The 14328-nt window shown below is 64.0% G+C and carries 2 protein-coding genes; both read left to right on the top strand.

The features are described from left to right. Positions 1 to 3 precede the first annotated feature (3 nt). Positions 4 to 4818 carry an amino acid adenylation domain-containing protein gene (locus M1D68_RS13850; RefSeq protein ID WP_457967149.1) on the top strand — a complete coding sequence of 1605 codons (4815 nt, stop codon included), beginning with the start codon at positions 4 to 6 and terminating at the stop codon, positions 4816 to 4818. A gap of 41 nt (positions 4819 to 4859) precedes the next feature. Beyond that, positions 4860 to 14324 (top strand): amino acid adenylation domain-containing protein, encoded by a 9465-nt coding sequence (locus M1D68_RS13845; RefSeq protein WP_457967147.1) that lies wholly within the window; start codon positions 4860 to 4862, stop codon positions 14322 to 14324. Positions 14325 to 14328 lie beyond the last annotated feature (4 nt).

Raw genomic sequence — 14328 nt, 5'->3', positions numbered from 1 at the left:
CGAATGCTCGATCGCTTGATGCATCGCTGCTGGCTGCGTGGGATTCGCCTATCGAAAGTCGAAGGCCAATTGGTCATCACCCCCGGATCACCTAGGGCGTTGGACGATGAACTGGCAAGCGAACTGACGGCGCACGGCGCCGACGTGCTGCAATGGCTGGCCCGGCACCCCGATTATTTTGAAGCGCGCCCGCTGACGGATAACGAGCAGGCGCTCTGGTTCTTGCAACGACTGGAGCCGGACAGCTGCGCCTATAACATCGCTTACGCAGGGCGCATCAAGGCGCAGTTCGTCACCGACGACTTGCCCCGACGCCTGCAAGACGCCTGGGAAACGGTGCAGCGACGCTATCCCATGCTGTGCACCGCCTATGCCGAGCGCAATGGCGACCTGTTGCAGTGGAGCGACCGCGAGCGAGTCCGGCCGCTGGAGCGCATCGCGCTGCAGGCGGCCGACAGGCAGGCGTTGCAGCAGCGCGTCACCGAGTGGGCCGATAAGCCTTTCGACCTGGAAGCCGGCGACGTCAGTCGGGTCGTCCTGTTGAGCAACGTTCACGCCGGTGATGTCGAGCACACCGTGCTGCTGGTAATTCATCACATCGCCGCTGACCTGGCCACGTTCTACATCGTGCTCAATGAACTGTTCGCGCTGATCAACGAGCAAGCATTGCCCGCTGTGAATCCAGATGCCTATCGCGACTATTGCAGCGAATTGCACATACGCAGCGAAGCCGCCGAACCGATGGAACTGGCCTGGTGGCAGGCGCAATTGGAAGGCGCCCCGGCACTGGAGCTACCGACCGATTTTCACTACGGCAGCAATCAGGCATTCCAAGGCGGGGAGCTGTCGTTTCGTTTCGACCGGGCCACCACGGCCAGAATTCGTGCCGTGGCCCGTCAATGGGGCGTGACGCCTTATATCTGTTGGTTCTCTTTGTTCCAGCAGTTTCTCGGCGTGCTGTCCGGCCAGGATGACTTTGTGCTGGGCACTCCCAGCGGTTGGCGCCTGCGCCGCGAGCACGTCAATCTGCCGGGCTACCTGGTCAACCCGTTGCCGGTCCGCTGTCGTTTGCAGCGCGAGCTGTCCGGCGGCGATTGGGCCAGGCAGGTGGACGCCAACGTCAAACAAACCTTGCAGCACCGTCATTATCCGTTCTCGCGCCTCGTCAAACAGTTGGATCTGCCTCGCCAGATGGGCAGGGCGCCGCTGTTTCAGCACATGTTCACCCTCAACAAGGAGCGCATCGCGCCGTTCGAGCAGTACGTCGACCGTCTGCTGTCGGAGCAGCGTGGCGCGGCCCATGAGCTGAACATGGTCATGATCGACGAGGAAGACGGCTTCCTGTGTCGGTGGCGTTACAGCAAGGCCTTGTACCGCCACGAAACAGTCCAACGGTTTTGCGACCAGTTCGTTGCGTTGGTCCACGCGGTCATCGAACAGCCGGACGTACCGTTTGCCCAGCTCGACTGGCTGGCACCGGCGCAGCAATCCTTGCTCTGTGGCGAGGACCTGCCGGTCCCGGTCAGCAACGCCTGGCAGGCGTTCGTCCAGCAGTGCGTTCGAAAGCCCGAGTCGATTGCCCTGCAAGACGAAAAGGGCACGCTCAGCTATGCCGAATTGGGCCGTGCAGTGGTCGCCCGTGGCGAGCGCTTGCAAGCAGGCGCGAATCTGGAGGGCGCACGCATCGCCTTATGCTTGCCCCGCAGCCGCGAGCTGGTGATGCACATGCTCGCCGCCTGGCAGTGCGGCGCCACCTACCTGGCCCTCGATCCGCAGTGGCCGCAGTCGCGTTTGCAGGACATCTGCCAGGATGGCACGCCCAAGGTCTGGGTCGGCGAGGGCCAGCGTCCCGAGTGGCTGCCTGAAACGGTGCGGTGGCTGTCGTTGCCACCTGAGGCGTTGTCGGGTGAATCGCCGTTGCGCGCGTCCTTGCCCGCTGAAAGGTCGGCCTACGTCGTCTACACCTCCGGCTCCACGGGACGGCCGAAGGGGGTGATGGTCAGCCAGGGCAACCTGATCCATTACGTGGTCGGGTGCCTGGAACGCCTGGATCTGTCCGCCGATGCCAGTCTGGCAAGTCTCGCCAGCTGCGCCACCGACTTGGGGCACACGGCCTTGTTCGGTGCGTTGCTCAGCGGCCGTCGCCTGCGGCTGTTGGCTGAGGAACTGTCATTCGACGCCGAGGAGCTGGCGGCCGTGCTTGAGCGCGATCCCGTGGACCTGCTTAAAATTGTGCCTTCACACCTCAACGCCTTGCTGGTCGCCAACGATCCCCAGCGCCTATTGCCGCGCCGATGCCTGGTCACCGGTGGCGAAGCCCTGGGCCATGAGCTGGTTTCGCGCTTGCGGGCATTGATGCCGGACCTGCGTATCGTCAACCACTACGGCCCCAGTGAAACCACCGTCGGGGTGTTGACTCATGAGGTCGATATCGATGGCGCGGCACCGCTGGGACGACCGCTGCCCAATGTCCAGGTCAGCGTGCGTTCGCCCGAGGGCCGTCTGTTGCCGATCGGTGTCAGCGGCGAACTTTGCGTGCAGGGCAAAACGGTTGCGCTGGGTTACCTCAGCGCCAACGATTCAGACCACGCCCGCTTCGGTGCCCATGGCTATCGCACCGGTGACCGGGTGCGGCTCAATCATCGGGGGCAGATGGAGTTTCTCGGTCGGCTCGATGAGCAGGTCAAGATCCGCGGGTATCGGGTCGAGCCGGCAGAGGTTGCGGCACGGCTGCGGGCGATGCCGCAGGTCGGCGACGTACAGGTGCTGAACAACCCATCGCCCCTGACGGGCAACCGCTTGGTGGCGTTCCTGGTCGCACCATTGGCCGCGTTGCCTGATATTCAGGCCGCCCTGCAAGCGCAACTGCCGGACTATATGCAACCGTCCCAGTGGCATTGCCTCGATGGGTTTGCCTTGTTGCCCAACGGAAAAGTCGATCGCAAGGCATTGCAGCATTTGGCCGGGCAAGCGCCGGCCACCGCGCAGACGACGTCTCCCATCGAGGAACCTCTGAATGCGGTTGAAAGCGCGTTGCTGGATATTTGGCGCGGGCTGCTCGGCAACCCCGACCTCGGCCCCGATGACAACTTCTTCGCTTTGGGCGGCGATTCGATCCTCGGCCTGCAGATCATTGCCTTGGCCCGCCAGCAACATATCCTGATGACGCCCAAGCAGTTGTTTGCCGAACAGAGCGTACGCGCCTTGGCCCGAGTGGTGCAGACGCCACAGCGCAACCTCGAACAGCGTCTGCTCGATATCGCTCGTGAGATTCTCAATAACCCCGACCTGAGGGTCGATGACAATTTCTTCAGTGTCGGGGGAGACTCGATCCTGAGCTTGCAGATCATCGCCCGGGCCAAGCAGCACGGGCTGCAGCTCAAGCCCAAGCAGATTTTCGAGTTCCCAACCGTGCGCGGTTGGGCCGAGCAGGTGGTTGATCTTGGCGCGGTGGAGACGGGCGCTACGCCGGCCGTGCTCGAACCTGTCACAGCGTTCGCCCTGACGCCGATCCAGCAATGGTTTTTCGCCCAGGAGCAAACCGAGCCCGAGCATTGGAACCAATCCTTGCTTCTGGCATTGAACGCACCATTGGAACAGGCGCGGTTCATCCAGGCTGTTGGCGCACTGTTACAACGTCATGCCAGCTTGCGCCTGATATTTGAAACGTCGGAGCAGGGTTGGCAACAACGCTACCAGGCGTTTTCCTCGGGCCAGCTCGACGGGTTGTTCCACATCGAAGACCAACCCTTGGACGAAGCGCTGTTGCAGCGCTGGCAACAAGGCTTTGATTTGGGCAAGGCGCCTTTGATCCGCTGGGTGTATTTCTCCCAGAGCCGTGAGCTGCTATGCACGGCGCATCACTTGGTGATCGATGCCGTGTCCTGGCAAGTGCTGCTGGAGGAATTGGAAAGCCTCTACTTGCAACCGAACGCGGCGTTGCCTGCCGTGTCGGCGGGTTTCCACGCATGGAGCGAGGCCTTGCAGCAGTATCGCCGCGAGCCCGCCGTCCTGGCCCAGGTTGGCTACTGGCATGAGCAGGTAGCCGCCGAACATAGCGCTCCTCAACAGCCCAATACATACGGCGAAAGCCGGACACTAAACATGCAACTGTCGGTCGAGCAAACACAATTGCTGTTGGGCGATTGTCACTCGGCCTACAGCACTCAGGTCCAGGATCTGCTGGTGGCCGCGTTGGCCGGTGTCATCGGCCAATGGCAGGGGCGCGAGCGCGTCACCCTGGAGCTGGAAAGCCACGGTCGTAGTGGCTGGGAGCAAGGCCCCGAGCTGTCGCGCTCCATCGGTTGGCACACCAGCCGATATCCGCTGGCCATCGATACTTCCTGGGATTTGGAATCCTCGATCATCGCGGCCAAGGAAGCCCTGCGCCGCGTCCCCGAACAAGGCATCGGCTACGGCCTGCTGCGCCAGGATCCGGCCCACGGCCTGGGTGCCGTCACGCTGCTGACGTTCAACTACCTGGGGCGTGTCGATCAGTGGATCGGCGCATCGAGCCTCTGGCGCCTGGCGCGGCCGATGTGCCCCGGCATGCGCGCCGACAGCACCTGCCGCACCCATTGGCTGGACGTGACGGCGCTCGTCAATGAAGGCCAGCTACACGTCGAATGGCGTTATGCGCCGCAGGTCCACGATCAGGTGTTGGTGAACGAACTGGCGCGGCAATTCCAGCAGCGACTCAGCACCTTGCTGGATCACTGTCAGGCCCCTGCGGCGGGCCGCGCCACGGCTTCGGATTTCGCCGACTCGGGCCTGTCCGACGATGAATTTTTGGGGTTGCTCGAACAACTTGAGCAATGAACCCCCTGCGCCCCCCAATTACAGGTTCGGATACCGTCAGCATGAACGACAAGGTCAAAGCTGTTTCGCGCAATATCGAAGCTATTTACCCGCTGGCTCCCATGCAGCAAGGACTGCTGTTTCACAGCCTGATGCACCCTGGCAAGGGCATGTATCTGCTCCAATATCGCCATGTCATGGTCATGCCGGACCTGGACCTCGCGGCCTTCCGCCAGGCCTGGGCGCAGGTGGTGGAGCGCCATGAACTGCTGCGCACATCGTTCGTCTGGAAGCAGCAGAAACGCCCGATGCAGGTGGTGCACAAGCAGGTCGAATTACCGATCACCTATGAAGATTGGTCGCATCTGAGCGAAGGCGAGCAGCAGGACCGCCTCGAGCAATTGCTCAGCGCGGAGCGTGCCGAAGGCCTGGACTTCACCAAGGCGCCACTGATGCGGGTCAGGCTGTACAAACTGGCGCCCGACACCTACCAGTTCGTGCGCAGCTACCACCACATCCTCATGGATGCCTGGTGTTTCTCGATCATCATGATGGACTTCCTCAACGGCTACCGCGCCGCCGGGGAAGGGCGCCGACTGAGCCTGCCGACACCGCGCCCGTATCGCGACTTTATCCGGTGGCTGGAAACCCAGAAACCGGAAGATCACCAAGCCTTCTGGCAACAGCGACTGGCGGGCTTCGATACGCCCAACGAGTTTGGCTTTGGTCATGTCGGTCGCATCCAAGGTGTTGCCGAACCGGTCGAAGACTGTGTCGAACTCCTGGAGCCCGGGCAGACCCAGGCGTTGCAGAACGTCGCGGCGCAGCATGGCCTGACCCTCAACACCCTGGTGCAAGGCGCCTGGGCGCTATTGCTCGGGCGCTACAGTGGTGATCGCGACTTGGTAATGGGCATCACCGTCGCTGGCCGCCCGGTGCACCTGCAAGGCATGGAAAGCATCGTCGGCCTGTTCATCAATAGCTTGCCGCTGCGCTGGAGCTGTGGTCCGGAGGATAAGCTCGGCCCGTGGCTGAAAGCCTTGCAGACCGAAAACCTGAGCCTGCGCGAACACGAAAGTGTTTCCCTGGCCGACATCCAGCGCTGGAGCGACGTTCAGCGACAGGACTTGTTCCAGAGCCTGTTCGTGTTCGAGAACGCGCCCATTGCCGCCGACTTGCGCCAGGGCCAGTTGGATTACCTGATCAGCGACATGGCCAACCGCACCCACACCAACTACCCGGTCACTGTGGTAATCGTGCCGGGCGAGCGCCTGCACCTGCAGTTGACCTATCAGACCGACTGGTTCCTGCGCGAAGAAATCGAGCAGATGCTGCGGCATTTCCGCACCTTGCTGTTGAACATGGGCGATGCCCTCGGCGCAGACGCCGGCACGCCCTTGCATGAACTGGCGATGCTGGATGAAAGTGAAGTCACTCGCCAGCATAAGGTTTGGGCCGGCGGTGGCCTGGCGGCGGACGAGCAACTGCTGCAACCGTTATACATCGAGCGATTCCAGCAGCAGGTGCGCCAGACGCCAGAGCGTGTCGCCGTTGTCCATGGCGAGCAAAGCCTGACGTTCGATCAGCTGAACCGCGCCGCTAACCGACTGGCTCGGCACTTGCGCGCCCAGGGTGTGGGCAGCGACGACCTGATCGCGGTGTTCGACGAGCGGGGCCTGGATCTGGTGGTGATGATTGTCGCCACGCTGAAGGCCGGTGCCGGTTGGCTGCCGCTCGATCCGCGCAACCCGGCGCAGCGCCTGGCCCAAGTGCTGCGCCAGAGCCGCACGCCGTTGCTGATCCATAGCGCAGGGCAGGGCGAGCTGGCGATGCAGGCCCTCGACCTGCTCATGCACCGACCCAAGGCCGTTCGCTACGACCCTTCGGTGCTGGGCAGCTATAGCGACGATAACCTCGACATCACGGTGCACGGCACATCATTGGCCTACTGCATCTTCACTTCCGGCTCCACTGGCACGCCGAAGGGCGCGATGGTGGCGCAGGCGGGCATGCTCAATAACATTCTCGGTAAATTGCCGGGGCTGGGGCTCGATGCGAACGATGTGATTGCCCAGACCGCGCCGCAGTGCTTTGACATCTCAGTCTGGCAGACCCTCGCCGGCCTGGTGCTCGGAGCCCGCACCGTGATCCTCGGCGACTGCGTGGTGCAGGACCCCGAGGCATTGGCCTCGGCCATCGGGCGGCACGGCATCAGCATCCTCGAAGCGGTGCCGTCCTTGATGCAAAGCCTGCTGGACGCTGGATTGGAAACGTCCCCCCTGCGCTGGGTGCTTGCCACGGGCGAGGCCTTGCCGCCGGCCTTGGCGCGTCGCTGGTTCGAGCGCTACCCGGCGATCCCGCTGATGAATGCCTACGGGCCGGCTGAGTGCTCCGATGACGTGGCCTTTCATCCGCTGCTCGAGCGCCTGCCGGAACAGCGCATCAACGTACCGATCGGCCGCGCCACGCTGAACAATCGCTTGTACCTGCTCAACGCCGATCTGCAGCCGATACCGGTCGGCGCGGTCGGGGAGATCTTCGTTGCCGGTGTCGGCGTCGGGCGCGGTTACATGGCCGACCCTGCGCGTACGGCGGCGGTGTTCCTGCCGGACCCGATCGCCAACGACGGTTCGCGCCTGTACCGCACCGGTGACCTGGCGCGCTTCCTGCCCAACGGCGACCTGGAATACGTCGGACGCACCGACCATCAAGTCAAGATTCGCGGCCACCGCATCGAGCTGGACGAGATCGAGGCATGCCTGACCCATTACCCCGGTGTGCGCGAAGCCGTGGTCGTGGCCCGTGACGACCAGCAACGCGCCAAGGTACTGGTGGCTTACGTCGTGGCCGATGACGCCTGCAGCATCGAGATGTTGCGCGAGCATGTACTGGGCAATCTCCCGGCCTACATGATCCCGAGCGCATTCGTATTCCTGGAGCGTTTCCCGCTCAACGGCAACGGCAAGATCGACCGCAAGTCGTTGCCCTCCCCGGATTTTGCCGCGCAAAGCCAGGCCCGCTATGTGGCGCCGAGCAGCGAGTTGCAAGGCCAGTTGGTGCAAGCCTGGCAAAGCGTGCTCGGCCTGGACCAGGTGGGTGTCGAGGACAACTTCTTCGAGCTGGGCGGCCATTCGCTGCTGGCGACCCAATTGATCGGCCTGATCGGTAAGCTCAGCGGCAAGGATTTGCCGTTGCGCGTGGTCTTCGAGCGTCCGACCATTACCGCCATGGCGGATTGGCTGGAGAACCAGGCTGGCGCGGTAAAGCCGTCGCCGTCCTTGCTGCCGCGCCCGGAAACGCTGCCGCTCTCGTTTGCCCAGCAACGGTTGTGGTTCCTGCAACAACTCGACCCCGACAGCCCGGCGTACAACCTGGCCGGCGCCGTGCGCCTGACTGGCGAGCTGTACGTCGCTGACCTGCACGCGGCGTTGCAAGCGGTCCTCGACCAGCACGAGGTGCTGCGCACCGGGTTCATCGGCGCGGCCCAAGGGCCGAGCCAGGTTGTCCTGGCGCACAGCGAAATTGAGTTGCCGGTCATCGATGTGGCGAGCGAAGACGCGCTGCACGAACGGCTACGCCTGGACGCCATGACACCGTTCGCCCTCGACGCGGCGCCGCTGTTGCGCGCCAGGCTGTATCGCCTGGCGCCGGAGGCGTTTGTCCTGTCGTTGAATTGCCACCACATCGTTGCCGATGGCTGGTCCTTGCAACTGATCATCGACGGCCTCTGCGAGCAGTACCGCAATTGTCGCAAGGGCGTCGCGACCCCACGGCCCGCCCCGGCAATGCAATACGCCGACTACGCCGTGTGGCAACGCCAGTGGATGGGCAGCAAGGCGTGCGAGCAAGAGCTGGCCTACTGGCGCGAGCAACTGGCCGGCGAGCTGCCGGTGCTCGACCTGGCGGCCGATTTCCCTCGTCCCGCCCAGGCGAGCCAGGCCGGTGGACGTGTCGAGCGTCGCTTGCCCGACGACCTGGCGGCGCGGCTCAGGACCTTCAGCGCTCGCCATGGCTGGAGCAACTTCATCCCGATGCTGACCGCTTTCCAACTGCTGTTGCGCAGTCGCAGCGGAGAAAACGACATCCTGGTCGGTGTACCGGCGGCCAACCGGCACCATGCGGCGTTGCAGCCGCTGGTGGGTTGCTTCGTCAACACATTGGTGTACCGCAAGAAAATCTCCGGCGAGCGCAGCCCGCTGCAACTGATGAGCGAATTGCAGGCATTGTCGGTTTCGGTCCAGTCCCACCAGGACTTGCCGTTCGATTACTTGATCGAACAGTTGGGAGTGGTCCGGCAGGTGAGCTACTACCCGCTGTTCCAGGTCATGTTCAATTACTTCCCGGGCAACGCTCTGGAGCGTTTCGAACTCACTGACGTCATCGCCGAGCCGCTGGACAACCGCCCGGAGAGCGCCTTGTGCGATCTGCACCTGGACGTGCGCGACAGCGAACACGGGATTGACCTGAGTTTGCAATACAGCAGCGACCTGTTCCGCGAGCAGACGGTGCGAGGCATGGCCGAGCAGTACCTGGCCTTGCTCGATGCGGTGATCCAACAGGCCGGGCGGCCGCTGGGTGAGTTGACATGGCAGCCCGCTGAACGGGCCCTGGCGCGGATCGATGGGCGCGCCCTGGCCGGTCAGCAAGACATCCTTGACGCCTTCGCGCTTCAGGTTGCGCGCCAGCCCGAGGCGATTGCCGTCGTGGCAGGCAATCAACAAATGACGTACGCCGAATTGGACCAAGCCGCCGAGGCACTCGCAACGAGGTTGCAGGTCCAGGGTGTCGGTGTCGAAGACCGCGTAGCGTTGAGCCTGCCGCGCGACGCTCGCCTGCCCATGGCCATGCTGGCGGTCCTCAAGGCCGGGGCGGCGTATGTGCCGTTGGCCGAGGACACGCCGCCGGAACGCGGCCGCTACATTCTCCAGGCGGCGCAGCCCACGTTGTGCCTGGGCACCGCCGCGAGCCTCGGCGTGTTGGCGCAGTGGAACCCCGGCCTGCCGCTGCTGGACATCGACGCCAGTGGTGCGACCGGTACGCGCAAGCCTGTGGACTGCAACCCCGGTCAACTCGCCTACGTGCTGTACACCTCGGGTTCCACCGGCCAGCCCAAAGGGGTGGCGATCAGCCGTGGCAACCTGATGAACCTGATGCTGGCCGTCGAGCAGGTCCTGCCAATGACGGCCCGGGACCGGGTCCTGGCCTTGACCACCGCGACCTTTGACATTGCCATTGTCGAGTTGCTCCTGCCCTTGGCCCATGGCGCCAGCATCCTGCTGGCCGATCGAGAGCAGGCGCGGGACCCGCAAGCGATCGATCAGTTGCTGATAGACGGACGACCCACCGTCATGCAGGCTACGCCGGCCACCTGGCGAATGCTCGTGGCGCATACCTCCCGCAGCTGGCGGGGCGTGCGTGCCATCTCCGGTGGCGAAGCCTTGCCGTGCGCGTTGGCCGAAGCCATCGAGGGCAGGGGTGCCAAGGTCATCAACGGCTACGGGCCGACTGAAGCGACCGTCTACAGCACCTTCGAAGTGCGCGGTGGCGAAGAAAGCGCGGTCGAGGTGCCGATCGGGCAACCGGTGGCGAACACCGCCGCATACGTGCTCGACGCTGACTTGCAACCGGTGGCTGCCGGCGTGCCAGGTGAGCTGTACCTCGCGGGGGCCAACTTGGGTCGCGGCTATTTCGCTGCCGCGCGCCTGACCGCCGCCGCGTTCCTGCCGGACCCTTTCGTGGCTGGCGCGCGCATGTACCGCACCGGCGACCGGGTTCGACGCAATGGCAACGGTAGCCTGGATTACCTCGGGCGCCTGGATTTCCAGGTCAAGCTGCGGGGTTTCCGTATCGAACTGGGGGAAATCGAAGCGCTGTTGTCCCGCGTCCCCGGGGTCCGCGAGGCGGCCGTGGTGCTGCTGGGCAGCGGTGACGCGGCGCGGCTGGTGGGCTACTACGCTGGCGATGCGCTGGACGAAACGACGCTGCGCGCCAGCCTCGGCGCCCAATTGCCGGACTACATGTTGCCCGGCCAGTTCGTTCGCCTCGACACCTTGCCGTTGAGCCCCAGCGGCAAAGTCGACCGCAAGGCCTTGCCGGCGCCGCAACAGCGTGACGGCCAGCAGGGCGCGCTGTCGAGCGAGTGGGAACAAACCCTGGCCGGCCTCTGGGAAGAGCTGCTGGAATGCACCGACATTGGCGCCGATGATAACTTCTTTGCCCTGGGCGGACACTCGCTGTTGGCGGCGCGGCTGGTGGCGCAAATCGCCGAACAGCATGGCCGCCGCCTGCCATTGCGCAGCGTGTTCGAACAACCGGTGCTACGGGACTTGGCCGCCATTTTGGCCCAGGCAAGCACCGAGGCTGATCGCATCCTGCGCCCGTTCGCAGAACCCTTGGCGCCGTTGCATTTCACTCAGCAACGCTTGTGGTTCCTTGACCGTTTACAGGGCGATACCCAGGCCTACCACCTGTCCTTGGCGCTGCGCCTGGATGGCATCCTACAACCCGATTTGCTGGAGCAGGCGCTGGCGCAACTGGAGGCTCGCCAACACAGTCTGCGGACGGTGTTCAGCGACACCGCCGACGGCGCACGCCAGCATATCGAAGACCTTGTGGCGGTGCCGCTGAGCTTCGAACCGCTGGAAGTCGATGAGCATTCGAGCGGCTTCGCCCAGAAGCTCAGCCAGGAGGCGCAGCATTCATTCGATCTCACAGCGCCGCCGCTGTGGCGGGTGCGTGTGTACCAGGGCCAGGATCGCAGCGTGCTGCAGGTGACCTTGCATCACATCATCGCTGACGCGCGTTCGCTGGAGATTCTCTTCAATGAGCTGCAAGTGATCTACCAGGCTTTGCTGGAAAGGCGTGACGCTTGTCTGCCAGCGTTGCCGTTGCAGTTTTCCGACATCGCGGCCAGTTGGCAGAGCCCGGCGGGGCAGGCGCAGATCGAGTCGCAACTTGACTATTGGCGCCGTACCCTGGCGGGCGAGCCGCCGGTGCTGAACCTGCCGACCGACATGCCTCGGCCCGCCGAGCAGGGCTACAAGGGCCAGCGTCTGCGCTTCAACCTGTCGGCTAGGCTGGTCAAGCGCCTGCGCGAGACGGCGCAGCGCCGTGGCCTGACCGCTTTTGCACCGTTGCTGGCCGCCTGGAAAACCTTGCTGGCCAGGCACTCGGGCCAACGTGAAATCTGGATTGGCTTGCCGGTCGCCCATCGCCATCAGGCTCATACCGACAACCTGATCGGCTATTTCGCCACCACTCAGGTCCTGCGCAGCCATCTCGATCCGCAACAATCGGTCGAACAGTTCTGGCAGCAGTTGCAAACCACGCACCTGGCGGCGCAACAGCACACCGACGTGCCTTTCGAGCGCCTGGTGGAAGCCCTGCAAGTACGCCGCGATCTCAGCCACACGCCGCTGTTCCAGGCGTTGTTCAACCTGATCCAACGCGATGCCAACGCAACGACCGAGCAATACTTCGCCGGCTTGCCCGTACAGCGACTCAACGTTGAAAGCGACAGTGCCCTGGTGGACATCGGCCTGCACATCGAGCAGCAGGGCGAGGAGTGGCAATGCGTGCTGGAATACAACACCGACCTGTTCCTGGCGCACACCGCGCATCGTTATGCCGATGAGTTCCGCTACCTGCTTGAAGGCATGTTGGAACAACCCGAAGCGCGCCTCTGGGACATCGACCTGGCCAATGCCGACCACGCCTTGGCCCAGCGTCCTTGGAACCGTCCGGCGCAATCCTCGACGCCAGTGGTGGACGTCATCGCCCGTTTCGAACAGCAGGTCGTCCTGACACCTGAAGCGCTGGCGGTGGATTGCCAGGACCAGCAACTGACCTACGCGCAACTCAACGCCATCAGCAATCGCCTGGCCCAGTGGCTGCGCGCGCAAGGTGTCGGCACGGATGACCTGGTTGCGGTCTGTCTGACTCGCGGTCCATGGCTGCTGCCAACCCTGTTGGCGGTCCACAAGGCCGGTGCGGCGTACCTGCCACTGGATCCGCAGCAGCCGGGCGAGCGCCTGGGCTTAATCATCCGGCATGCGCGTGCGGCCATGGTGCTTACTGAAAGCCTTTGCGCCGGGGCCTTGGGCGGCGTCAACCACTTCCTGCTCGACGGGTTGGCGCTGGACAATTGCAGCGACGCCAACCTTGCATTGCCGATCGATCCACAGCAGCGCGCCTACGTGATCTATACCTCGGGCTCCACCGGCACACCGAAAGGCGTGCAGGTCAGCCGCGCTAACCTGAGCAATCTGCTGGCAGGCCTCGATCGCTTGCTGCCGCTTGGCGCCGAGGATGTTTGGCTCGCCAGCACCACGTACGCGTTCGATATGTGCAAGCCGGAGCTGTTCCTGCCGCTGGTCAACGGCGCGGCCATCCTGCTGGCGCGCCGCGAGCAGGTGATCGACGGGCATCAACTGTTCGCGCTGCTGCGCCGGGCGACGGTATTCCAGGCTACCCCCGCTGGATGGCAGATCCTGCTGGAAACCGGCCAGGCCGATTGGCCGCCGCTGCGTGGCCTGATCGGTGGCGAGGCGGTGCCCGGTGAGCTGGTGAACGAACTGCGCAGTCGTGGCGTGGCGCTGATCAACGCCTACGGCCCGACGGAAACCACCGTCTGGTCGACCACCCAGGCGTTGCAGGAGGTGCCGTCCGGCGTCGCCGACATCGGCGCGCCGTTGCTCAACACGCGCTGCTACGTGCTCGACGACATGTTCCGCCCGGTGCCGCTCGGCGCGACGGGTGAGCTGTATATCGCCGGCTCCGGCGTCACGCGAGGGTATCAGCATGCGCCGGCCACCACGGCGGCGGCGTATTTGCCGGATCCCTATGCAGGCGAACCCGGTAGCCGCATGTACCGCACCGGCGACTTGGTACGCCGCCGCAACGACGGGCGGCTGGCCTATGTAGGTCGCGGCGATTTCCAGGTCAAGGTGCGCGGTTTCCGTATCGAGCCCGGTGAAATCGAATCGCTGCTGCGCCGTTACCCAGGCGTGGAAGAAGCGGTGGTGATGATCGATCCGTGCAGCCAGAGCCTGTTTGCCTGGCTGCAGACACCGAGCCCGGTCGATCAGGCGGCGTTGCGTCGGTATCTGGAAGGCGTGCTCCCGGGCTACATGATCCCGGCTGGCTTCATCGAGCAGCCACGTCTGGCCCTCAACGCCAATGGAAAGATCGACCGCAAGGCCTTGCCGGCACCACAGCCTGTGGCGATCCAGGGAGTGGCGCCGCGCAGCGAGCTGGAGCGGCAGTTGGCGGGCATCTGGCAGGACCTGCTGGCGTTGCCGCAGGTTGGCGTGTTCAGCAGCTTCTTCGAGCTGGGCGGACATTCGTTGTTGGCCATGCGTTTGATGACTCAGGTCGAGAGCCGTTTTGGCGTCAAGCTCGAACTGCGCAGCCTGTTCCAGAACCCCACAATCGCCGCGCTCGCCGAGCAGATTGAAAAACCCCAGGGGCCTTCGGCCGACGAAGCCCTGGACGAAATGCAGCGCCTGTTGGCCGAGATGGAAATGTAAGGAT

This window comes from Pseudomonas sp. R4-84, from assembly GCF_054130985.1.
Note: the sequence above shows the minus strand (reverse complement) of the source record. Positions and strands in the feature narration are given on the sequence as shown.